This is a genomic window from Paraburkholderia sp. 35.1, from assembly GCF_050436525.1.
Classification (GTDB): domain Bacteria; phylum Pseudomonadota; class Gammaproteobacteria; order Burkholderiales; family Burkholderiaceae; genus Paraburkholderia; species Paraburkholderia tuberum.
In genome coordinates this window covers 3,603,688-3,626,840 of the sequence record NZ_JBNDMJ010000003.1, presented here as the reverse complement: position 1 = coordinate 3,626,840, position 23,153 = coordinate 3,603,688, and the positions used below count along the sequence as shown (strand labels likewise).

The following is a 23,153-nucleotide window of genomic DNA, read 5'->3' as shown; positions in this document are numbered from 1 at the left end:
GCCGTTACAACAGCCCACGGCGCCTTGCGTCACTCGCCGCCGTAGAAGTTCTGCGCGCCCGCAAAGTTGTCGAACTTCGTGTATTGGCCGTGGAACGTGAGCCGAACGGGACCGATCGGACCGTTCCGCTGCTTGCCGATGATGATCTCCGCGGTGCCCTTGTCGGGGCTGTCCGGGTTGTACACTTCGTCGCGGTAGATGAACAGGATCACGTCGGCGTCCTGTTCGATAGCACCCGATTCGCGCAGGTCCGACATGATTGGCCGCTTGTTGGGCCGCTGCTCGAGACCGCGGTTCAGCTGCGACAACGCGATCACCGGCACGTCGAGCTCCTTCGCGAGGCTCTTCAACGAACGCGAGATTTCCGAGATTTCGGTCGCGCGGTTTTCGCCCGACGACGAGCCGCTCATCAGCTGCAGATAGTCGATGATGATCAGTCCGAGCTTGCCGCACTGGCGCGATAGCCGGCGCGCGCGCGAGCGCAGTTCCATCGGGTTCAGACCGCCGGTTTCGTCGATGAAGATCTGTGCCTCGCTCATTTTCTGCACCGCATGCGTGAGCTTCGGCCAATCCTCGTCGGTCAGACGCCCGGTTCGCATGCGATGCTGATCGAGCCGGCCGACCGAGCCCAGCATACGCATCGTGAGCTGCGTGCCCGGCATTTCCATCGAGAACACCGCGACGGGTAGTCCGTACTCGACCGCGACGTATTCGCCGACGTTCATCGAAAACGCCGTCTTACCCATCGACGGACGGCCCGCGACGATGATCAGCTCGCCGCCGTGCATGCCCGAGGTCATACGATCCAGATCGACGAAGCCGGTCGGCGTGCCGGTCACGTCGCTCGGATTGGCGGTGTGATAGAGCGTGTCGATCCGCTCGACCACCTGGGTCAGCAGCGGCCCGATCTCGAGAAAGCCCTGGGTGCCGCGCGCGCCGTCTTCGGCGATCGAGAACACCTTCGATTCCGCTTCGTCCAGCAATTGCCGGACTTCCTTGCCTTGCGGGTTGAACGCGTCCGCGGAGATTTCATCGGCGACGGACACGAGCCGGCGCAGCACCGCGCGGTCGCGCACGATTTCCGCATAGCGGCGGATGTTGGCCGCGCTCGGCGTGTTCTGCGCGAGCGCGTTCAGGTAAGCGAGGCCGCCGACCTCTTCCGCCTTGCCCGAAGTGCCGAGCGCTTCGTAGACGGTGACCACGTCGGCCGGCCGCGTGGCCGCAATCAGCTTGCCGATGTGCTCGAAGATGATGCGGTGGTCGTAGCGGTAGAAGTCGCTTTGCGCGAGGAAGTCGGCGATGCGGTCCCAGGCCGCGTTATCGAGCAGCAGGCCGCCCAGCACCGATTGCTCGGCTTCGATCGAATGCGGCGGGACTTTCAGCGACTCGAGTTGGGGATCTTTGGACGGTGCGTTCATGGGGAGGAATTATCGGGCAATCCGGCGACGGCTGCGAGCGGAAAAAACGCAAATACGGGGATATCCGAGAGATAGTCGGGCAATCGGGTAGGAGGCGGGGTTGCCCCCGCCGTCCTCCCACAACACCGGACGTACGGATCACGTATCCGGCGTTTCCTGACGACTGGATTGCTCCAGCGAGCTTCGTTTCGTTCGTCGTGTCGCCTGTCGTTCAATGGACACCCCAACCTCTCTCAGGCTTCCGGCCGTCAAGTTTGATCGCAGGCTCCCGGCTGTGCCGAGACTTGTGCCCAAACGCTCAGAGAGCACGCGTGACTATCCACTCTCGTCAGGTTCGGCCCTTCACTGCTCCGGTTCCGAGCCGCTACTATGGCCTCTGCTGACTCCCGCCAGCCCATCCCGGCACCTTGCGATGCCAGTAGCACAAGGCAGACTGACGGGGCTCCCAGGGTAATGCGCGCGACCTTCCTGCTTATGCCTGTCGGATCTACGTCGTGGCGTTCCGTGCAAGTATTGGGCTTTACAGATCTTGGACTGCTCACCCCGCCACACCGCCTGATATCCGCTTCCTGTTCGTCAGGCCAGCATTTTGCCTGCGGCTTCCTTCAGATTCCGCCTTACGACGGACACCCTTGCCGTTCAGCTAGCACTTCCCCTTGCCGGGTGTGCAGAGGACTTTCACCCCCAAGTCATCCGGCTCGCCACCACAGCGGGTCGGACAGCGCCAGTCACGGCGCTACGCGCCATGCCTGGCGCACCAAAAAAAGCAGGGGCCGGTTTCCCGGCCCCTGCTCTTCACCAGCAATACGCTGGCTGATCCTGCCTGATGCTTGATGCGGTCGGCTTAGACGTGCTCGCCGATCACGGCCACCGTCACATCGACGAGAACGTCGGTGTGCAGCGAAACCTGAACCGGGTGCTCGCCAACCATCTTCAGCGGGCCTTCCGGCAGACGCACTTGCGCCTTTTCCACTGCGAAGCCTTGCTTGCCGAGCGCTTCGGCGATGTCAGCGTTCGTCACCGAGCCGAACAGACGGCCGTCGACGCCAGCCTTCTGTTTGATCTGAACGGTCTGGCCTGCCAGCTTTTCGCCTTGAGCCTGAGCGGCTGCCAGCTTTTCAGCGGCGTGCTTTTCGAGTTCTGCGCGGCGCACTTCGAATTCAGCGAGGGCTTCCTTCGTTGCACGGCGAGCTTTCTTGTTCGGGATCAGGAAGTTACGTGCGTAACCGTCCTTGACCTTCACTATGTCGCCGAGGTTACCCAGATTGACGACTTTTTCCAGAAGAATGATTTGCATTCGGATGCTCCTTATCGCGTCGTCGGGTTAGGCCTTGTGCTGGTCGGTGTACGGCACCAGCGCGAGGAAACGTGCGCGCTTGATAGCCGTGTCCAGCTGGCGTTGATAATGCGCCTTGGTACCCGTGAGACGTGCCGGCGTGATCTTGCCGTTCTCGCCGATGAAGTCCTTCAGCGTTTCGATGTCTTTGTAGTCGATGTACTCGACGCCAGCAGCCGTGAAACGGCAGAACTTCTTGCGCTTGAAGAGCGGGTTCTGTTGCTGACGACGCTTGTCGAATTTCTTACCAGTCGGGCGGGGCATGATTAGTCCTTTCCAATGTCCTGCAATGCTGTGATGTGAAATACCAGAGTTCGCGCGTTACGGTGCTTTTTAGCCAGAAAACCTATGAAGAGCGTTTCGACGCCCATCTGACAGTTTTCGAGCTTACCGCTCGCTTCGCCCGCGGCGACCGCCTGCATGGTCAGTTCGACCTGACGGGCAATGCCCGCCTCGACGACTTCCGTGCGGTGGTGCAACGTGCAGCTGGCAATCGGAACGCCAGCGGGGGTGTACCGCACCGGTTCGCGTTCGACGACGCTCGCCGTAAGTTGCAGCCGGTTCATGTACCTGTTTATGTCTTCGTGTACGTGAGCGGAGCGACGCTGCGTGTCTGGCAGCTTAAATAATGAGTCTTAAGCCTGCGCTTCGGTCGGCTGAGCTGCTGCCGACTTCTTGGCTTCTTCGCGCTGCACTTCCTTCATCATCGGCGACGGGCCGGTTTCGGCCTTCTTCATCTTGACGATGAGGTGACGCAGAACGGCGTCGTTGAACTTGAATGCGTGTTCCAGCTCGTCGAGCGTCGTCTGGTCGCACTCGATGTTCATGCAGACGTAGTGAGCCTTCGCGAGTTTCTCGATCATGTAGGCCAGTTGGCGACGGCCCCAGTCTTCGACGCGGTGGATCTGACCACCGTGCGACGTGATCGTGCTCTTGTAACGCTCGATCATGGCGGGCACCTGCTCGCTTTGATCGGGATGCACGATAAAGACGATTTCGTAATGACGCATTACACACTCCTTGTGCTGACTTTTGGATAGAAGCCGCCCGGGCGTCGGAACCGGTGCGGCAAGTGAGAAGCCCAAGAGTCTAACCCGAATGGGGACGGGTTGCAAGGAATTCCGCCGATTCGGTGGCGGAATCGGATGTATTTTCAAGAGCTTAGGGGGTGGGTCGCGGAAGTCGGGCCGTCCTTGCCCCTCAACCCGCTTCCGTGCGCTGGCTGCCGCTCTGCAAACGCGCTCTGAGCGCCGCTTCGAGTCCCTTGAGCGCATCGGGTGCGGCGTCCGAGATCGCCCACCAGGTCATGCCCGCCGCGTCCCAGTGCGCGATCGAATAGCCGTCGTGGGCGAGCGATGCCGGGGCCGCGCCGTCAATGCCACGCGTCGTGGACTGCGGAAACACATACACGTCGATCACGTGCTTGCCGTAGCGGTACACGAGCACCGCGACCCGCTGGTGCGCGAGGTAGTCGAGCCGGCCCCCCTCCAGCGCGAAGCCGGCCGCCGCGAGGTCCTCGACCGGCGGCGAATAGTCGAGCCGACCGTTGAACCATGGCTTGACCGTGTGACGGTCGGTCGAAATTACGTCGATGTCGCGGCCGGAAACCTGCGCGCGCACATGGCTTTCGACGAGTTCGTCGGTGAATGGCGTGAATTCGGCGGGACGGCGCAGCGTCAGCGTCAGGACAGCGGTGGCCACACACAGCGCAATCACGAGCACCGCGAGACCGCCGCGCGCGACCACGCGGTTGGCGCCGCCGGCGGCATGCGGTCCGTTGACGCCGATTAGCCGGCCGCGTGAATCGCCCGAGCGACCCGGACCGCTGAAGCCACTGAGCCACCGGTCGAGCCACGCGGGCCGCCGCGCCCACCGACGCTGACGCTGAGGTTCGTACGTCGCCATGTCGCTCATCCCGGCGCTAGCGCTGCCGGTAGACTCCTCCTCCGCATCTTCAGGCGCCGCCGTCGTGGCCAACCCCGCAGTTCCTCCCTCGACCGCGCCGGGCAAGCCCGCCACGACCCGCGCCCGCAACGACTGCGGCGCCCGATGATACGGCCCCGCGCGCAGCGCGCCGCTCAGCGCGCGCAGGTTGTCGCTCGCGCGCCGGCAGTCGTCGCAGCTCTCGATATGCTGCTGGACCCGGCGCGCATCGGGTGCCGGCAGTTCGTGATCGGCATTCGCCTCGAGGAGCGGCCGAGCTTCGTTACAGTCCATCCGGCGTCTCCTGAGCGGGGTCGGCGGCAGCGCCGGGAATGTTGAGGGGCCGGCCGTCGGCAAACGCCCGGAGTTGCGTCACTGTTGCGGTGGCGGGCACGACCGCCGATGATGCCGCGCGGCCGTCGCCGGAACTTCGCGGTGGCCGGTCGGACGCCGCGCAGGGCGTGGACGACCCCGAGGGCGCGACTGCCGCCGACTGCACGACTCGCCCGGACTGCGCCCCCTGCTCCAGCGGCGCTTGCGTCGACCCGCGCCGGTCACCCTGCCCGCCTTTGCGCCCCCCGCCAACCGACTCCCCCCCGCCTCGCTGCTGCGCCATCAATACCTCCGCCAGCTTGCGCCGCCCACGCGCGAGCCGCGACATCACCGTACCGATCGGCACATCGGCCACCACCGCGATCTCCCGATATCCCATCTCCTCGAGCTCGCGCAAGATCAGCACCTCGCGATACTCGACCGGCAAACGCGCCAACGCGTCGTGTACCTGGCGTGCATCCTCGTCGCGGATCAGCAGCGTCTGGGGATCGTCGCCGCCCGCGCTCCAGCCGTCGAGGGTCGCGTCGTCCATCGTTTCGTCGAATTCGAGCCTGTCGTGCGACGGCGCGCGCCGGCGCCATTCCGTGTACCAGGTGCGGCGCACGATCGCGAGCAGCCACGGCCGCGCGGAGTCGCCGCGAAACGTATCGAAGAAGCGGAACGCGCGCATGAACGCTTCCTGCACGACGTCCTCGGCATCGTTCGGATTGCCGCACAGCCAGCGCGCGAGGTTGTACGCGGCGTCGAGATGCGGCAACGCCAGCTGCTGGAAGCGGCGGCTTTTCGCTGCATCGGCATCGGCGTCTGAATCGGTCTGGACCACGTGGGCCCCTCCAAGGGCATGGCGGCTGCGTCGTGCGGGTCGCTGTCGCGCGTCCCGCGTGGTGTCGTTCCCGACGTGTCTTTCACAGCAGAACTGGCCATCGACCGAGTTTATTCCCGACTCAGGCGAGCATTCGCAAGAAAGACCGCGATCGCCTGCGCGCGCCGCTCGCCAGCTAGTACGATGGCCGGTTCCAGTAGTCGTCGCTCGCGTACACGTCTTTCAGATAGTCGATGAAATAGCGCACGCGCGCCGGCACGAAGCGCTGCTGCGGATAGACCGCAAGAATGTCGTAATCGGGCAGCGCATAATCGTCGAGCACGGTTTCGAGCTCGCCGCGCGCGAGCTGCCGCTGGATTTCCCACGTCGAACGCCAGCCGAGTCCGAGCCCCTCCGAAACCCAGCGATGCAGCAGTTCGCCATCGTTGCAGTCGAGCGAGCCGCCCACCCGCACCGTCGCGAGCTTGCCGTTGCGGCGGAAATACCAGCCGCGGTTCTGCCCGCCTTGCAGATTGAACGCGAGACAGTTGTGGGCCGGCAGATCCTCGAGCGTCTTGGGCTTACCGTGACGGCGAAAATAGTCGGGCGTACCGCACACCACGCGCCGGTTCGACGCGAGCTTCACCGCGACGAAGTTCGGATCGACCGCGCCGCCGATGCGGATCGACAGATCGTAGCCCTCGCGCACCAGATCGACGACCCGGTCGGTCAGATTGAACGACATCTGCAACTCGGGTTTGTCGCGCAGAAATGCAGGCGCGAGCGGCGCGACGTGCTTACGCCCGAACGCGGCGGGCGCCGACACGATCAGATGGCCGTTCACCGCGCGGCGCCCCGCGCTCAGTTCGTTTTCCGCCTGATCCCATTCGCTGAGAAGCCCGCGGCAGCGTTCGAGAAACGCGGCGCCGTCCTCGCTGACGACGAGCCGCCGTGTCGTGCGATACATCAGCTTCACGCCGAGGCGCTTCTCGAGCGCATCGATGCGCCGCCCGAGAATCACCGGCGACACCCCTTCCTCCAGCGCCGCCGCCGCGAGACTGCCCGCATCGGCGACCCGCACGAAGGTTTCGATCTGTTTGAAGCGGTCCATGTTCGTCTCCCACCTGTCTCTTGCCGGGCTGATGCCGGCCGTGCGCCGGGCTTCACGTCATTCCATACTTTTTGTTTCGGAATAAGCGACCCGGACTGATCTTATCAAACCTTTGGCGCAGGCCTACAGTGTCCCTCAACCGACGTAATTCCCGACCTTGAGGAGACATTCATGGCCAAAATGAGAGCCGTCGACGCCGCCGTTCTGGTGCTCGAAAAAGAAGGCATCGATACCGCGTTCGGCGTGCCGGGCGCCGCGATCAACCCGTTCTACTCGGCGATGCGCAAAGCCGGCGGCATCAGCCACGTGCTCGCGCGCCATGTGGAGGGCGCATCGCACATGGCCGAGGGCTACACCCGCGCGCAGCCGGGCAACATCGGCGTGTGCATCGGCACCTCGGGCCCCGCGGGCACCGACATGATCACCGGTTTGTACTCCGCGCAGGCCGACTCGATTCCTATTCTGGCTATCACAGGCCAGGCGCCGCGCGCGCGTCTGTACAAGGAAGACTTCCAGGCCGTCGATATCGAATCGATCGCCAAGCCCGTCACCAAGTGGGCCGTGACCGTGCGCGAGCCGGCGCTGGTGCCGCGTGTGTTCCAGCAGGCGTTCCATCTGATGCGCTCGGGCCGCCCGGGCCCGGTGCTGGTCGATCTGCCGATCGACGTGCAGCTCGCCGAAATCGAATTCGACATCGACACGTACGAGCCGCTGCCGGTCTACAAGCCGAAGGCGACCCGCAAGCAGATCGAGGCAGCGCTGACGCTGCTCAACGATGCGGACAAGCCGCTGATCGTGTCGGGCGGCGGCGTGCTGAACGCCGTGGCCGAGGATCTGCTCGTGAAGTTCGCCGAAACGCTCGGCGTGCCGGTGATCCCAACGCTGATGTCGTGGGGCGCGATTCCCGACGACCATCCGCTGATGGCCGGCATGGTCGGTCTGCAGACCTCGCATCGCTACGGCAACGCGACGATGCTCGCGTCCGACTTCGTGCTCGGCATCGGCAACCGCTGGGCCAACCGTCACACCGGCAGCGTCGATGTCTATACGAAGGGGCGCAAGTTCGTGCACGTCGATATCGAACCGACGCAGATCGGCCGCGTGTTCGGCCCGGATCTCGGCATCGTGTCGGACGCGAAGGCCGCGCTCGAACTGTTCGTCGAAGTCGCCAGCGAATGGAAGGCCGCGGGCAAGCTGAAGGATCGCGCCGCGTGGGTCGCCGATTGCCAGCAACGCAAGCGCACGATGCTGCGCAAGACGCACTTCGACAACGTGCCGATGAAGCCGCAGCGCGTCTACGAAGAGATGAACCAGGTGTTCGGCCGCGACACGTGCTACGTGAGCACGATCGGCCTGTCGCAGATCGCCGCCGCGCAATTCCTGCACGTGTACAAGGCGCGCAACTGGATCAACTGCGGTCAGGCCGGCCCGCTCGGCTGGACGATTCCGGCGGCGCTCGGCGTGCGCGCGGCCGACCCGCAACGGCCGATCGTCGCGCTGTCCGGCGACTACGACTTCCAGTTCATGATCGAGGAGCTTGCGGCCGGCGCGCAATTCAAGCTGCCGTACGTGCATGTCGTCGTGAACAACTCGTACCTCGGGCTGATTCGCCAGGCGCAGCGCGCGTTCGAAATGGACTACTGCGTGCAGCTCGGCTTCGAGAACATCAACTCGCCGGAGATGAACGGCTATGGCGTCGATCACGTCGCCGTCGCCGAAGGTCTCGGCTGCAAGGCGATTCGCGTGTTCAAGCCGGAAGAGCTGAAGCCGGCGCTGCAAAAAGCGCAGTCGATGCTCGCCGAGTTCAACGTGCCGGTGATCGTCGAAGTGATTCTCGAACGCGTGACCAACATCTCGATGGGCACCGAGATCGACGCGATCAACGAGTTCGAGGAACTCGCGGAAAAGCGCGAGGACGCGCCGACGGCGATCAGCCTGCTCGATTGAGCGTTGCGTCTTCGCGGTATTCGCAGCATTCAGCGCGCTCGATGCGCGAGGGCCGAGCTCATGCTCCGCGCCCTCGCCTCATCACGACCAGCGCGCCACTCCCTGACCGACCTGAGAGACAAAAGCACCATGCCTAAATTCGCAGCGAACCTGACGATGCTGTTCAACGAAGTGCCGTTCCTCGACCGTTTCGCGGCGGCGGCCAACGCCGGCTTTCATGCCGTCGAATTTCTGTTTCCCTATCCGTATTCGATCGCCGAATTGAGCGAACGTCTGCAACAGAACCGCCTCAAGCTGGTGCTGCACAACCTGCCGGCCGGCAACTGGGAAGCCGGCGAACGCGGCATCGCGTGCCTGCCCGATCGGGTCGCCGAGTTTCAGGAAGGCGTGGGCCGCGCGATCGAATATGCAAGCGCGTTGAAGGTGCCGCAACTGAACTGCCTCGTTGGCATTCCGGGCGCGAACGTCGACGCCGACACCGCCCGCGCAACGATCGTCGACAACCTGCGGTTTGCCGCGCGCGAGCTCAAGAAGGCCGGCATCCGGCTGCTCGTCGAGCCATGCAACTCGTACGACATTCCGGGCTTCGCGCTGAACCGTTCGCGCGATGGACTCGACGTGATTCGCGAGGTCGGCTCGGACAATCTGTTCCTGCAATACGACATCTATCACATGCAGCGGATGGAAGGCGAACTCGCGGCGACAATCGAAAAGAACCTCGCGCAGATCGCGCATGTCCAGCTCGCGGACAACCCCGGGCGGCACGAACCGGGCACCGGCGAGATCAACTATCCGTATCTGTTCGCGCTGCTCGACTCGCTCGGCTACGACGGCTACGTCGGTTGCGAATACAAGCCGCGCACGACGACCGATGCCGGCCTCGGCTGGGTGCAAAGCGTGGCAGGTCAGGCGCGTGGCGCGGCGCATGCGGCGGCTTGAGGCGCCTTAGGGTTCCTGATGGAACCCTGAAGCCTCAACGCACGCCCCCTATCAACCTGGAGATTCACACACATGGCAAAGATCGGCTTCATCGGACTCGGCATCATGGGCGCGCACATGGCGCGCAACCTCATCAAGGGCGGTCACTCGCTGTTCGTGAACGGCGCGTATCCGGTACCGGACGACATCGCGAAGAGCACGAGCGTGGTCGCCAGTTCGACCGCGGTCGCGCAGGCCGCCGACATCGTCATCATCATGGTGCCGGACACGCCGGACGTCGCCAACGTGCTGTTCGCCGACGACGGCGTCGCCGCCGGCCTCACCAAAGGCAAGCTCGTCATCGACATGAGCTCGATCTCGCCGCTCGACACCCAGGCGTTCGCGAAGAAGATCAACGCGCTCGGCGTCGACTATCTCGATGCGCCGGTGTCGGGCGGCGAAATCGGCGCGCGGGATGCGTCGCTGACGATCATGGTCGGCGGTCCCGAGAAAGCCTTTGCGCTGGCCAAGCCGTTGTTCGAGCTGATGGGCAAGAACATCTCGCTGATCGGCGACAACGGCGCGGGTCAGACCTGCAAGGTCGCGAACCAGATCATCGTCGCGCTGAACATCGAAGCGGTCGCGGAAGCGCTGCTGTTCGCGTCGCGCTCGGGCGCCGACCCAGAGCGGGTGCGGCGCGCGCTGATGGGCGGCTTCGCGTCGTCGCGGATTCTCGAAGTGCATGGCGAGCGCATGACGAAGCGCAGGTTCAATCCGGGTTTCCGGATCGAGTTGCATCAGAAGGACTTGAATCTCGCGCTCGATGGCGCGCGTAAGCTCGGCATCGCGCTGCCGCATACCGCGAGCGCGCAGCAACTGTTCAGCGTCTGCGCCGCGAACGGCGGCAAGGCGTGGGATCACTCGGCGATGGTGCGCGCGCTCGAAATCATGGCGAATCATGAGGTCGCGCAGGCGCCGGACAGTGAAGAAGCGAAGGCGGCTTGAAGTCTTCGTGCTTCCTCTTCAGTTCAGCTCGCCGTTGATTCCGCCGGTTGCCGCTTCGGCATCGGCGAGCTCACGGTGAACACAGGTGGGGCGCCCGTTCGTTGCACGGCAGCTTGGGTTGCCGGCGCGGCGCAACGGGCAAATCGCGCCGCTCTGGGCTGAGAGCGGCAAGTGGGGTCCGCAGCGGCACCCGTCGGTGACGGGGAAGCCTTGGTCGGTCAGACGTCGTCGTCGGGTGTCCGGCTGTCGGATTCGCCAATCAATACGTATCGAACACCTTCTGCAACGCCGCCGGCGCAGTGTGGCCCGCGGCCAGCGCCAGCATCAGCAGCACCCTCGCCTTGTACGGATTCAGCGAACCGGCGCTGACGAAACCGAGCGCGTCGTCGGCCGCCGCGCCGTTGCGCATCACATGCCCCGAACCCACGCGCGACGAGCGCACCACCGCCACGCCGCGCAACGCGGCATCCGCCAGTGCCTGTTGCAACGACTGGTGGATCGAGCCATTGCCCGTTCCCGCCACGACGATGCCGCGCACATCCGCGGCCACCAGCGCATCGATGGCGATCCGCGACACGCCCGCATAGCTCGTGACGATCTCCACCTGCGGCCACGCCGCATCGATTGCGAATTCACTCGCGACCGTATGCGCGCGCACCACGCCGCGCTGGAACTCGACGCGGCCATCCTGCACCCAGCCGAGCGCGCCAATTTCGGGCGACTGGAACGCATCGACCGCATAGGTGCTCGTTTTCACGACGTCGCGCGCGCTGTGAATCCGGTTGTTGAACGCAACCAGCACGCCCTGCCCGCGTGCCGCCGCGTGCGCGGCGACCGTCACCGCGTTTAGCAGGTTCAGCGGACCGTCGGCGGAGAGCGCCGACGCTGGGCGCATCGCCGCGGTCAGCACGACCGGCTTGTCCGATTTGACGGTCAGATGCAGCAGATAGGCGGTTTCTTCGAGCGTATCGGTACCGTGCGTGACCACCAGGCCGTCGACGTCGTCCGTCGCGAGCAGCGTGTTGATGCGTTGCGCGAGCGTGGTCCACAGCGGCAGCGACATGTCCTTGCTGTCGACGCTGGCGATCTGCTCGGGCGCGATTCGCGCGACCGCGGACAGCGCCGGCACCGCCTCGAGCAGTTGATCGACGCCGACGACGCCCGCCTGATAGCCCGACGTATTGGCCGCATCCGGGGCCGCGCCGGCGATCGTGCCGCCGGTCGCGAGCACCGCGATGCGCGGCAGCGTCGGCGCGGTGCTATGGCCGGGGGAAATCGGGAGAGAGGGAGAAGTCGAGGTATTCATGGCGGCGATTGTAAGCGATGCGCTTCGCGTCGCCATGCGTGGAAGACCGGACGCGGGTTCGGCTTGCGCGAGCGTGCGCAACGCGCGAGCGGGCTTAAATCTCATGCGGTGCCCAATTGCACTCATCACACGTATTGACGACGGGTGCAAGTCCCACCCTAAGCTGCTCGCAGCCCTAAGCCGCCTCGCGCAACTGCGCCGCGATGTCCGCCTCGCTCAACTGCGGCGCGAACATCTCGATCAACCGATAGGCGTACGCGCGCAGGAACGCCCCCTTGCGCAAGCCGACACGCGTCGTGCTCGCCTCGAACAGATGCTGCGTGTCGAGCGCGACGAGTTCGCTGTCGCGCTTCGGGTCGTAGGCCATTGCCGCGACCACGCCGATGCCCATGCCGAGTTCAACGTAGGTCTTGATCACGTCGGCGTCGATCGCGGTCAGCACGACGTCGGGCAACGCACCCGCTTTCGCGAACGCCTGATCGATATGCGAGCGGCCGGTGAAGTCCTGGTCGTAGGTGACGATCGGGAATTCGGCGATCTCGTCGAGCGTCAGATTCGCTCGGCCGACGAGCGGATGATCCTTCGGCACCACCACGACGTGATGCCACGAATAGCACGGGAACGTGACGATGTCGGGAAAACGGTCGAGCGCCTCGGTCGAGATGCCGATATCCGCCTCGCCGTTGATGATCATCTGCGCGATCTGCTGCGGGCTGCCCTGGCGCAGCGCCAGATGCACTTTCGGGAACACCGACGTGAACTGCCGAATCACCTTCGGCAATGCGTAGCGTGCCTGCGTGTGGGTGGTCGCGACGACGAGGTGGCCGCTGTCCTGATCCGCGTACTGACGCGCGACGCGGCGCAGATTCTCCGCATCGAGCAGCATCCGCTCGATCAACTGATGCACGGCCTTGCCCGGTTCGGTGAGCCCGGTCAGACGCTTGCCGCGGCGGATGAAGATGTCGACCCCGAGTTCGTCCTCGAGATCCTTGATCTGCTTCGATACGCCCGACTGCGACGTGTAGAGCACGTTCGCCACTTCGGTCAGGTTCATGTTCTGCCGCACGGCTTCGCGCACGAAGCGCAATTGCTGGAAATTCATCGTTGTGTCTCCGGTTCCGCCAGAGTTGAGTTATTGGAGCCGCACATGCCAGGCGAAGCACGCGGTACGGCCGATACGTCCTCTCTTGTCATCAGCGCCGCACAGCGGCGCCGCCATCTCACTGCGCCGGAAACACCCGCAGCGCGCGCGGCACCGCGGTCACGCCGTCGCCGATCGCGAGTTGCAGATCACGCCACGTTTCGCGATCGAGTTCGGCTTCGAGCAGATTGCCCTCGCGACCGGCGAGCTCGACGCGCACCGAACCGCCGAGCGTCACCACGCGCCGCACGTCGACGACAATGCCCTCGCGATGCCCCGCCGCCTGCGGATACAACTGCAGATCGTGCGGCCGCACATAGGCGAACGCCGGGCCCCTAAAACCCGCCGCGATCGCGACCGGCAGCGCCGCGCCATCGACGACGAAGCCTTGCGCATCGACGCTGCCGTGCAGACGGTTCGCCGCGCCGAGAAACTCGTAGACGAACGGCGTCTGCGGATGGTCGTACACCTCCTGTGGGCTGCCGACCTGCTCGACATGCCCGCGATTGAGCACGACGATGCGGTCCGCCACTTCGAGCGCTTCTTCCTGATCGTGCGTGACGAAGATCGTCGAAATATGCAGATCATCGTGCAGACGACGCAACCAGCTGCGCAGTTCCTTGCGCACCTTCGCGTCGAGCGCGCCGAACGGCTCGTCGAGCAACAGCACCTTCGGCTCCACGGCCAACGCACGTGCGAGCGCGATGCGCTGGCGCTGGCCGCCGGACAGCTCCGACGGATAGCGCTGCGCGAGCCAGTCGAGCTGCACGAGCTTCAGCAACTCATGCACCTTCTCACGAATCACCTTCTCGGACGGACGTTCCTTGCGCGGCTTCACGCGCAGCCCGAACGCGACGTTTTCGAACACCGTCATATGCCGGAACAGCGCGTAGTGCTGGAACACGAAACCCACCTCGCGCTCACGCGCGCCGAGCGCCGCGACATCCTGGCCTTGCAGCTCGACCCGGCCGCCGTCCGCGTATTCGAGGCCGGCGATCACACGCAGCAACGTCGTCTTGCCGCAACCCGACGGCCCGAGCAGCGCGACGAGTTCGCCCGGCGGAAAGTCGAGCGACACGTTGTCGAGCGCGACGAAATCGCCGAAGCGCTTTTGCAGGTTACGAACGGTGATACCCATTTACAGCTCTCCTTGCTTGAGCGGATGTCGCTGCGACGCAGGCGTGGCGTTGACGAAAAACGAATGGGAAGCGGACTGCGCGCTATTGGCCTGCGAAGCGCCAGACGGCGACACGGGCCCCGCATACGCAGGCACTTCGCGCGCCGCCGACAGTTCCGCCGACATATGACGCTCGGCCAGCAGCTTGAGCCCCAGCGTAACCAGCGCCAGCAGCGCGAGCAGCGAGGCCACGGCGAACGCGGCCGAGAAGTTGTACTCGTTGTAGAGGATTTCGACGTGCAGCGGCATCGTGTCGGTCTGCCCGCGAATATGGCCCGACACGACCGACACCGCGCCGAACTCGCCCATTGCGCGCGCATTGCACAGAATCACGCCGTACAGCAGACCCCACTTGACGTTCGGCAGCGTGACGCGACGGAACGTCTGCCAGCCCGATGCGCCGAGCACGTGCGCGGCTTCTTCCTCGTCGTTGCCCTGCGCCTGCATCAGCGGAATCAGCTCGCGCGCGACGAACGGGAACGTGACGAAGATCGTCGCGAGCACGATGCCCGGCACCGCGAAGATGATCTGCACGTTGTGATCTTCGAGCCACGGGCCGAACCAGCCCTGCGCGCCGAACATCAGCACGTAGATCAGGCCGGAGATCACCGGCGACACCGAAAACGGCAGGTCGATCAACGTGGTCAGCAGCGCCTTGCCGCGGAATTCGAACTTCGCGATACACCACGACGCCGCAAGGCCGAACACGAGGTTCAGCGGCACTGCGATCGCCGCGGTGAGCAGCGTCAGTTTGATCGCCGACAGCGCATCCGGATCGGCGAGCGCTTCGAAGTAAAAACGCAGCCCCTTGTTCAGTGCCTGGTAGAACACCGCGGCGAGCGGCACGGCCAGAAACAGCGCGAGAAACAGCAGTGCGAGGCCGATCAGCAGCCAGCGCACGAGCGCCGGCTCGGTGACCGGATCGGGGCGACGCGCCACGCTCGCGGGGTGGGTCGGAACGCGGCTCATTGCACACCTCCACCAATAGCGGCGACGCTCGTGGCCACTGGCGCCGATGCCGTCTTGCCGCGGCTCGTGCGCCGCTGCAGATACCACTGCAGCGTGTTGATCGACAGCAGCATCAGGAACGACACGACCAGCATCACGACCGCGAGCGCCGTCGCGCCCGCATAGTCGTATTGCTCGAGCTTCGTGATGATCAGGAGCGACGTGATCTCCGACTTCATCGGCACATTGCCGGCGATGAAGATGACCGAGCCGTATTCGCCGAGCGCGCGCGCAAAGGCGAGCGCGAAGCCGGTCAGCAGCGCCGGCAACACGGCCGGCAGCACGACGCGGCGAAACGTGAGCCAGCGCGACGCGCCGAGACACGCGGCCGCCTCCTCCTGCTCGCGCTCGAACTCCTCGAGCACCGGTTGCACCGTGCGCACGACGAACGGCAGGCCGATGAACGTCAGTGCGACCAGCACGCCCGCCGGCGTGAACGCGATCTTGATGCCGAGCGGCGCGAGGAACTGGCCGATCCAGCCGTTGCCCGCATACACGGCCGCGAGCGAAATGCCCGCCACCGAGGTGGGCAACGCGAACGGCAGATCGACGACCGCATCGACGATACGCTTGAACGGAAACGTGTAGCGCACCAGCACCCACGCGACGAGAAAGCCGAACACCGCGTTGATCAGCGCGCCGCCTAGCGCCGAGAAAAACGTCAGCCGATACGACGCGAGCACACGCGGCGACGTGACCGCGCGCACGAACTGATCCCAGTCGAGCGTCGCGGTTTTCAGAAAGGTCGCCGCCAATGGAATCAGCACCACGAGGCTCAGATAAGCCACCGTGATGCCGAGTGTCAGGCCAAAACCGGGCAATGCGCTCGGCTTGCGGAAGGTCAACGTGGTCATGCTGGATACTCGTTCATGGTTGATGCTCGCGCGGTTGTTCGTTTTGCCGTGCTGCCGTACTGCGGTACTGCCGCACTGCTGGCCACCGGACCCCGGTTAGCCGAGCGCGCCCATTGGGCGCGCCTTTTTCCCCTGGCTGTGATTCAGGCGGTGGTTCTTACTGCGGCTGATAAATCGAATCGAACACGCCGCCGTCCGCGAAATGGGTCTTCTGCGCGTTGGTCCAACCGCCGAACGAATCGTCGATCGTGTACAGCTTCAGCTTCGGAAACTTCGCGGTCAGATCGGCGGGCACCTTGCTGGAACGCGGACGATAGAAATTGCGCGCGGCGATCTCCTGACCTTGCTCGCTATACAGGAAGTTCAGATACGCCTCGGCCAGCTTGCGCGTGCCGTGTTTGTCGACGACCTTGTCGACCACCGCGACCGGCGGCTCGGCCAGAATGCTCACCGACGGCACCACGATCTCGAACTTGTCCGGACCAAACTCCTTCAGCGCCAGGAACGCCTCGTTTTCCCACGCGATCAGCACGTCGCCGATACCGCGCTGCACGAAGCTCGTGGTCGCGCCGCGCGCGCCCGAATCGAGCACGCCGGCGTTCCTGTACAGCTTGCCGACGAACTCCCTGGCCTTCTGGTCGTTGCCGCCCGGTTGATGCTCGGCGTACGCCCACGCGGCCAGGTAGTTCCAGCGCGCGCCGCCCGAGGTCTTCGGATTCGGCGTCACGATCGACACGCCCGGCTTCACCAGATCGTCCCAATCCTTGATGTGCTTCGGGTTGCCCTTGCGCACCAGAAACACGATCGTCGACGTGTACGGCGATGCGTTGTCCGGCAGACGCTTTTGCCAGTTCCTGTCGACGAGCCCCTTGTTCGCGAGCGCGTCGATGTCATAGGCGAGCGCAAGCGTCACGACGTCGGCCTGCAGTCCGTCGAGCACCGAGCGAGCCTGCGCGCCCGAGCCGCCGTGCGACTGCTTGAAGGTGACGGCTTCGCCGGTCCTGGCCTTCCATTCCTTGCCGAATGCCTGATTGATGTCCTGATACAGCTCGCGCGTCGGATCGTAGGACACGTTCAACAGCGTGGTGTCGGCGTGCGCGACGCCGCTCGCGCCCAACATGCCGAACGCACCCGCGGCGCCGACGGCGAGCGCCGCGATCAGTTTTCCGGTTCGAGCCGCAAGCCCCATATGCCGATGGTTCATTTCAATTTTTCTCCGCGTGATGGTCCGCTGATGAGCGTCTGGTGTTGTTCTGCGTCGCGGCCACGTGCACATGAGCGCCAACCGGAGGCCAGTCTATCGAAGCGCTTTCATTATTAAAAATAATGTTTCTTCATTTTTTAATACTCAAAAGTGGTAACGACAGATGCGCCGGCGGTTGGGACGCCGACAACGCCGTCATGTCGCCGATAAACGACGCCCCAGCGTGGCCCTTACGCCGAACTTAAAGTAAAGCTTGAAATGCGCCGAATACTGTATAAAAATACAGTCACCTGTTCATACATACAGTGGCCATGACAAAACTCACCGCACGACAGCAGCAGGTTTTCGATCTGATCCGCCGCGCGATCGAACGCACCGGCTTTCCGCCCACTCGCGCGGAAATTGCCGCCGAACTCGGGTTCAGCTCGGCCAATTCCGCGGAAGAGCATCTGCGCGCGCTGGCGCGCAAGGGCGTGATCGAACTCGCGGCCGGCGCGTCGCGCGGCATCCGCCTGCTGTCCGGGCAGGAGGACGCGCCGTATCAGTTCACCCTGCCGCATGCGGGCCTGATGCAGTTGTCGTTGCCGCTGATCGGCCGGGTCGCTGCGGGTAGCCCGATCCTCGCGCAGGAACATATCTCGCAGCACTACGCGTGTGACCCGGCGCTGTTCTCGAGCAAGCCCGACTACCTGCTGAAGGTGCGCGGCCTGTCGATGCGCGACGCGGGCATTCTCGACGGCGACCTGCTCGCGGTGCAAAAGCGCACCGAAGCGAAGGACGGCCAGATCATCATTGCGCGGCTTGGCGACGACGTGACGGTCAAGCGTCTGAAGCGCCGGCCGAACGGCATCGAACTGATCGCCGAAAACCCCGATTACGACAACATCTTCGTGGAAACCGGCAGCGCCGATTTCGCGCTCGAAGGGATCGCGGTCGGGCTGATCCGCCCCAGCGAGTTCTGATCTTTCGCTGTCGCCAGAACGCTTGCGCCGGTTTGTCCGACCCAAGCCGCATTTACGCCTGCATCTACGCCCGCATCTACGCCGAATCGCCTGGAGAGACTCATGGAACGCCTTGCCCGCCTGTTGCCCTTTCGCCAGTTCGGCCGTCTGCGCCATCTGCGCAAGCTCACGCCCTGCGCGCTAATCGAGGCGCCCGCTGCGCGCACGCCGTCGCTGTTCGACGCGGCTGCCGAAGCTTCCGGTCTACCGTCGTCATTGCCGGCGTTCGCGCGCGTGTCGCTGAATTCGGCGCTGAACATCGCCGAGCCCGCGCGTCGGGCGCCGGTGCGGGTCTATCATGGACCGTCGCGACTGATCATGGTCGGCACGGTCGACGCCGTATGCCGTATGATCGATCGCTGCATAGCCGACGAAGCCAACGTGCACGGCGCGGTGTTCGAAGCCTGAGCGAATCCTGAGTACGCATGCAACAAGCACTTCGGATGTTCAGAGATTCGCGTGGGATGGGATCGTTTCGACCTCGCCGTGCTCGACGTTAGATCATCACTGACGTGGAGTCCCATTCGATGACAATTCGGAAACGCATACAGGGCAGCGCCACCCGGCCGCTGCTGATCACGCTGATCGTGGTGATCGTGATTGCCGCGCTGGGCTTTATTTATGCGTCACCGTATCTCGCGGTGAACAATCTCAAACGCGCCGCCGATGCGCGCGACGCGCAAACCGTCAATCAATACGTGGACTTTCCCGCGCTACGCGATAGCCTGAAGCAACAGGTGGGCGCCATGCTGACACGCCGGCTCGAGGCGGATGCCGGCAACAAGATGGCCACGATCGGCGCGGTGATCGGCGTGACGCTGATCGGCCCGCTCGTCGATGCCTATGCGACACCCGACGGCGTCGCGGCGCTGCTGAACGGCATGCCGCCGCGTGGCACGCCGGGCGAGCAACCGTCCGCGCCGCCAGCCGCGGGCGGCGAAGCGCCGGCCGCACCAGCCGCGGGCGACACCACCACGCAGGCCAGCGCACCGCCGCCCGGGCGTCAAAGCACGGCCGGCTATCGCAGTCTCAACGAGTTTGTCGTCACGTACCGGCGTGGCGAAGGTAACGCGAACTATTCGGCAATCTTTCGTCGCGAAGGTCTGGTCACGTGGAAGCTCGCGGCGATCAATCTGAACCAGTGAGATCGAAGCCTGGCCGGATGGGATGCGTGGCTGGCCATCGGGGCCGGCCACGCGACAGGGTCTATTCACATCTGGGCTAGATGACGGGGCGCGCGAGTTCGCGTCCCTCACTAGCCCATTACGCCGCAGCCGCCTGCTGCTGCTCCTGCGCGGACGAGCACGCCACCAGAATGCTGCACGACACGCGGTCGAGCAGCGGTGTGTTGCCCGCCCCCATCCACCACCGTGACAAACCAGTCCGGCAGCGATGACCCACCACCACGAGGTCGACCTGCAACTCGTTGGCAAGATTGGCGATCTCGTCGATCGGATGACCGAATGCGAAATGCCCTTGCGCGCTCACGCCTCGCTCGGTCAGCCAGTTCACGCCCTCCTGCAGAATCTCGCGGGCCGTTTTTTCGAAGCTGCTGCAGGCGACGTCCGTCAACAGGCCCGCGCTCTGCGCGATGCTCGAACGCATGTCGACGACCGACAGCAGATGCGTTTCTGCCTTCAGTTCCAACGCCAGATCGGCACCGCAACGCAGGGCTTTCCGGCCTTCGCGCGAGCCGTCGTAGCACAACAGGATTTTCTGGTAGCTCGCCATCTGTTTTCTCCATTCGCGCGGAAAGCGCGGTCTGAATCAATCATGGTGCGCCGCAATTCGGCTTGCAAGGGATGGAAAACGCTAAGTGCATACTCGGTGCATGCCGATCCTGTCTGCACAAGCGTTGGGCGACCCGACGCAGCGTTTGCACGCGTATGCCGCAATGCAAAACTTCGTTTGCGAACGCTGCGTCGACACACTGCGGGGCGGTTGACGTGCCAGTCGTGCCACCGCCAATCAGCGGCGCCAATCGACACCGACGAGCGCATCGCACACCACGCATGACGCGTTCCCGGACACCCGCTCGCATCAGCGATCCGATACCTGGAGTAAGCGGCTTCGCGTGCGCAATGCGTGCATCGCAGGTATGTTGTGTCTTGCGCGTACGTTGTGTCTTTTTCCGGAGCCTTGCTCGAGCCATGCCCACCGCCCCCATCGAATTCCATCAGGTCAGGAAAAGCTACGGCGAAAAAACGGTCGTCGACGGATTGTCGTTTCATGTGAACACCGGCGAATGCTTCGGGCTGCTCGGCCCCAACGGCGCCGGTAAGACCACGACATTGCGCATGCTGCTCGGCATTGCGGCGCCCGACGCCGGCGCGATCCGGCTGTGCGACGAGCCGATCCCGGGCCGCGCGCGCCTCGCGCGCTCGCGCGTCGGCGTGGTGCCGCAGTTCGACAACCTCGATCCCGATTTCACGGTGCGCGAAAATCTGCTCGTATTCGGTCGCTACTTCGGTCTGAGCGCCGCGCAGTGTCGCGCGGCGGTGCCGGGTCTGCTCGAATTCGCTCGCCTCGAGAACAAGGCGGACGCGCGCGTGAGCGAACTGTCGGGCGGCATGAAGCGGCGCCTCACGCTCGCGCGCGCGCTGATCAACGATCCCGACGTGCTGATCATGGACGAGCCGACCACCGGTCTCGATCCGCAAGCGCGCCATCTGATCTGGGAGCGGCTGCGCTCGCTGCTCGCGCGCGGCAAGACCATTCTGCTGACCACGCACTTCATGGAAGAAGCCGAACGGCTCTGTCATCGACTGTGCGTGATCGAGGAAGGCCGCAAGATCGCCGAAGGCGCGCCGCGCGAGTTGATCGAGTCCGAAATCGGCTGCGACGTGATCGAGATCTACGGCCCCGATCCGTTTGCGTTGCGCGACGAACTCGCGCCGCTCGCCGAGCGCACCGAGATCAGCGGCGAGACGCTGTTCTGTTACGTGAACGACGCGCAGCCCGTGCATATGCGCCTCAAGCAGCGCGCCGATTTGCGCTATCTGCATCGGCCGGCGAATCTCGAGGATGTGTTTCTGCGGCTCACCGGTCGCGAAATGCAGGACTGAATCCATAGCGAGACACTTGATGGACGCACGTACTTACGAAACCCACGACGGCACGCCATCGGCGCAAGAACCGTTCGGTGCCTTCCCCGCCAATGCCACGAACTGGATCGCGGTGTGGCGCCGCGATTACCTGGTGTGGAAAAAGCTCGCGATCGCGTCGATGTTCGGCAACTTCGCCGATCCGATGATCTATCTGTTCGGTCTCGGCCTCGGGCTCGGGCTGATGGTCGGGCACGTCGACGGCGTGTCGTATATCTCGTTCCTCGCGGCGGGCACGGTGCCGTCGAGCGTGATGATGTCGGCGAGCTTCGAGTCGATGTATTCGGGCTTTTCGCGCATGCACGTGCAGCGCACGTGGGAAGCGATCATGCATACGCCGCTCACGCTCGGCGATATCGTGCTCGGCGAGGTGGTGTGGGCCGCCAGCAAATCGGTGTTGTCGGGTGTGGCGATCATGCTGGTGGCGGGCGCGCTCGGCTATGCGAGTTTTCCGTCGATGCTGCTCGCGCTGCCGGTCATCGTGCTGGCCGGTCTCGCGTTCGCGAGCCTCGCGATGATCGTGACGGCGCTCGCGCCGTCATACGACTTTTTCATGTTCTATCAGACGCTCGTGCTCACGCCGATGCTGCTGCTCTCCGGCGTGTTCTTTCCGATCTCGCAACTGCCCGGCGCCGCGCAAGCGGTGACTGCCGCACTGCCGCTCGCCAATGCGGTCGACCTGATGCGCCCGGCGATGCTCGGTCGGCCGATGGAGCACGCGGCGCTCCATGTGAGCGTGCTGGCCGCTTATGCGATCGGCGGCTTCATCGTGTCGGCGATCCTGCTTCGGCGTCGCATGATGAAGTAAGCCGAACGCGCGGGCGGCGCGTTGCGCCTGCACCCGCGCAAGACGACGCCGCGTCGGTCGTCGCACGGCGTGTTTGCTATCGTTGTGCGCGCTCAGTCCTCGTCATCGGTCCACGGAATGTCGACGTCGGAGATGAACGCGACCGTCGCGAACGGGCCGCCCTCGTGACGCCCGATCTTGCCATCGGCGCGCTGCCATTCCACCCGGAACACGGTGACCGGATCATCCGCGATCAGCCGCACCGTGCGCAATTCGTCGGGATCGGCGTCCTCGACCGGACCGTCGAGCGAAATCAGCAGCGCCTGTGGCCATAGACCATCGGCGGGATCGTAGATCTTGTCGCCGTCGTGAATCAGCGTGAAGGCTTCCACGCCGATGGTCGCCGACGCATCGACGATCATCTTGGCGAGCGCACGCAACAACGCGGTCGCCCGCGCCGAGTTCGCCTGACGGATCGCGAGATCACCGCGCGTGAGAGCCTGCTCGAGTTTTGGATTGGTTTTCTGTTGCGCCATGGCTGTGTTGGTCCTATCGCTCTGTCGTGGGCAACGCGCCATCGGGACGACGCGCCGCGTTTCTATTTGGGTCCATCTATTGCCGCTTGTGTGCATTGCAGCATCGCGGGCTGGGCGGCAGGTCCGCGGTTCGACTGTCATTGTTCCGCGTTTGCCCTGATCGTGGCGCGCACCATCAGGGTCGTTTTCTCAGGGCCGTCCTTGCCGTCCACCACAGTTTAGGTCGTGATTCGGATTCCGGG

Annotated in this window: 24 protein-coding genes; 8 read left to right on the top strand and 16 right to left on the bottom strand. The window is 64.4% G+C overall.

The genetic code is table 11. The features are described from left to right. Positions 1–29: 29 nt before the first annotated feature. The 8 genes from OKW27_RS37015 to OKW27_RS36980 all read right to left on the bottom strand — a co-directional run bounded on the left by OKW27_RS37015 (position 30) and on the right by OKW27_RS36980 (position 6,923). Positions 30–1,418 carry a replicative DNA helicase gene (locus tag OKW27_RS37015; RefSeq protein ID WP_090804563.1) on the bottom strand — a complete coding sequence of 463 codons (1,389 nt, stop codon included), beginning with the start codon at positions 1,416–1,418 and terminating at the stop codon, positions 30–32. A gap of 844 nt (positions 1,419–2,262) precedes the next feature. Continuing rightward, positions 2,263–2,715, bottom strand: a complete 453-nt coding sequence (rplI, locus tag OKW27_RS37010; protein WP_090804561.1) for a 50S ribosomal protein L9 — start codon at positions 2,713–2,715, stop codon at positions 2,263–2,265. 27 nt (positions 2,716–2,742) lie between these two features. Then, entirely contained in the window at positions 2,743–3,018 is a 276-nt protein-coding gene (rpsR, locus tag OKW27_RS37005) for a 30S ribosomal protein S18 (protein ID WP_013588504.1), read from the bottom strand. A gap of 2 nt (positions 3,019–3,020) precedes the next feature. Then, a complete protein-coding gene (priB, locus tag OKW27_RS37000) occupies positions 3,021–3,320 on the bottom strand; it encodes a primosomal replication protein N (protein WP_429336366.1) in 300 nt (99 codons plus the stop codon). A 69-nt stretch (positions 3,321–3,389) separates the two neighbouring features. Then, on the bottom strand, positions 3,390–3,764 hold the full coding sequence (rpsF, locus tag OKW27_RS36995; protein ID WP_013089311.1) for a 30S ribosomal protein S6: 375 nt from the start codon (positions 3,762–3,764) through the stop codon (positions 3,390–3,392). 190 nt (positions 3,765–3,954) lie between these two features. Continuing rightward, a complete protein-coding gene (locus OKW27_RS36990) occupies positions 3,955–4,971 on the bottom strand; it encodes an anti-sigma factor family protein (RefSeq protein ID WP_429336365.1) in 1,017 nt (338 codons plus the stop codon). Further along, positions 4,961–5,833 (bottom strand): RNA polymerase sigma factor, encoded by an 873-nt coding sequence (locus OKW27_RS36985; RefSeq protein ID WP_429336364.1) that lies wholly within the window; start codon positions 5,831–5,833, stop codon positions 4,961–4,963. Before OKW27_RS36985 ends, OKW27_RS36990 begins: the two co-directional genes overlap by 11 nt. Positions 5,834–6,008: 175 nt before the next feature. Further along, entirely contained in the window at positions 6,009–6,923 is a 915-nt protein-coding gene (locus tag OKW27_RS36980; protein ID WP_184029161.1) for a substrate binding domain-containing protein, read from the bottom strand. A 171-nt stretch (positions 6,924–7,094) separates the two neighbouring features. Between OKW27_RS36980 and gcl the strand changes: the two genes are divergently transcribed. The 3 genes from gcl (at position 7,095) to OKW27_RS36965 (ending at position 10,793) form a co-directional block, all read left to right on the top strand. Further along, complete coding sequence (gene gcl, locus OKW27_RS36975) at positions 7,095–8,870, top strand: glyoxylate carboligase (protein ID WP_187613692.1); 1,776 nt, start codon at positions 7,095–7,097, stop codon at positions 8,868–8,870. Positions 8,871–8,999: 129 nt separating this feature from the next. Continuing rightward, complete coding sequence (gene hyi / locus OKW27_RS36970) at positions 9,000–9,809, top strand: hydroxypyruvate isomerase (RefSeq protein WP_429336363.1); 810 nt, start codon at positions 9,000–9,002, stop codon at positions 9,807–9,809. Between the two features lie 72 nt (positions 9,810–9,881). Beyond that, complete coding sequence (locus tag OKW27_RS36965; RefSeq protein ID WP_184064829.1) at positions 9,882–10,793, top strand: 2-hydroxy-3-oxopropionate reductase; 912 nt, start codon at positions 9,882–9,884, stop codon at positions 10,791–10,793. Between the two features lie 259 nt (positions 10,794–11,052). Here the strand turns inward: OKW27_RS36965 and OKW27_RS36960 are convergent, their stop codons facing one another. From OKW27_RS36960 to OKW27_RS36935, 6 genes are all read right to left on the bottom strand, one after another. Beyond that, the gene (locus OKW27_RS36960; RefSeq protein WP_429336362.1) at positions 11,053–12,099 is read right to left on the bottom strand and encodes an asparaginase; all 1,047 of its coding nucleotides are present in this window, start codon (positions 12,097–12,099) and stop codon (positions 11,053–11,055) included. Positions 12,100–12,274: 175 nt separating this feature from the next. Continuing rightward, entirely contained in the window at positions 12,275–13,201 is a 927-nt protein-coding gene (locus OKW27_RS36955) for a CysB family HTH-type transcriptional regulator (protein ID WP_090804544.1), read from the bottom strand. 118 nt (positions 13,202–13,319) lie between these two features. Further along, the gene (locus OKW27_RS36950) at positions 13,320–14,378 is read right to left on the bottom strand and encodes a sulfate/molybdate ABC transporter ATP-binding protein (protein ID WP_429336361.1); all 1,059 of its coding nucleotides are present in this window, start codon (positions 14,376–14,378) and stop codon (positions 13,320–13,322) included. Next, positions 14,379–15,386: a sulfate ABC transporter permease subunit CysW gene (gene cysW / locus OKW27_RS36945; protein ID WP_429336360.1), complete on the bottom strand. Its 1,008-nt coding sequence runs from the start codon at positions 15,384–15,386 to the stop codon at positions 14,379–14,381. Continuing rightward, on the bottom strand, positions 15,383–16,279 hold the full coding sequence (gene cysT / locus OKW27_RS36940) for a sulfate ABC transporter permease subunit CysT (protein WP_429336359.1): 897 nt from the start codon (positions 16,277–16,279) through the stop codon (positions 15,383–15,385). The genes cysW and cysT overlap by 4 nt, the downstream gene beginning before the upstream one ends. Before the next feature lie 157 nt (positions 16,280–16,436). Continuing rightward, entirely contained in the window at positions 16,437–17,483 is a 1,047-nt protein-coding gene (locus OKW27_RS36935) for a sulfate ABC transporter substrate-binding protein (RefSeq protein WP_429336358.1), read from the bottom strand. A 311-nt stretch (positions 17,484–17,794) separates the two neighbouring features. On the opposite strand from OKW27_RS36935, the gene lexA reads away from it, so the two are divergent. From lexA to OKW27_RS36920, 3 genes are all read left to right on the top strand, one after another. Beyond that, positions 17,795–18,445 (top strand): transcriptional repressor LexA, encoded by a 651-nt coding sequence (gene lexA, locus OKW27_RS36930; protein ID WP_026225415.1) that lies wholly within the window; start codon positions 17,795–17,797, stop codon positions 18,443–18,445. Between the two features lie 102 nt (positions 18,446–18,547). Beyond that, positions 18,548–18,892 carry a hypothetical protein gene (locus OKW27_RS36925; protein ID WP_184043952.1) on the top strand — a complete coding sequence of 115 codons (345 nt, stop codon included), beginning with the start codon at positions 18,548–18,550 and terminating at the stop codon, positions 18,890–18,892. 119 nt (positions 18,893–19,011) lie between these two features. Then, complete coding sequence (locus OKW27_RS36920) at positions 19,012–19,629, top strand: DUF2939 domain-containing protein (protein ID WP_429336357.1); 618 nt, start codon at positions 19,012–19,014, stop codon at positions 19,627–19,629. Between the two features lie 118 nt (positions 19,630–19,747). On the opposite strand, the gene OKW27_RS36915 is transcribed toward OKW27_RS36920, so the two are convergent. Then, positions 19,748–20,215 carry a universal stress protein gene (locus OKW27_RS36915; RefSeq protein WP_090804531.1) on the bottom strand — a complete coding sequence of 156 codons (468 nt, stop codon included), beginning with the start codon at positions 20,213–20,215 and terminating at the stop codon, positions 19,748–19,750. A gap of 419 nt (positions 20,216–20,634) precedes the next feature. Between OKW27_RS36915 and nodI the strand changes: the two genes are divergently transcribed. Next, positions 20,635–21,549 carry a nodulation factor ABC transporter ATP-binding protein NodI gene (gene nodI / locus OKW27_RS36910; protein ID WP_184063813.1) on the top strand — a complete coding sequence of 305 codons (915 nt, stop codon included), beginning with the start codon at positions 20,635–20,637 and terminating at the stop codon, positions 21,547–21,549. Positions 21,550–21,568: 19 nt separating this feature from the next. Continuing rightward, complete coding sequence (locus OKW27_RS36905; RefSeq protein ID WP_429336356.1) at positions 21,569–22,396, top strand: ABC transporter permease; 828 nt, start codon at positions 21,569–21,571, stop codon at positions 22,394–22,396. Positions 22,397–22,488: 92 nt separating this feature from the next. Here OKW27_RS36905 and OKW27_RS36900 read toward each other — a convergent pair whose 3' ends face one another. Then, positions 22,489–22,911, bottom strand: coding sequence for a hypothetical protein (locus OKW27_RS36900; RefSeq protein WP_090804526.1), 423 nt, complete (start codon positions 22,909–22,911; stop codon positions 22,489–22,491). Positions 22,912–23,153: the final 242 nt, after the last annotated feature.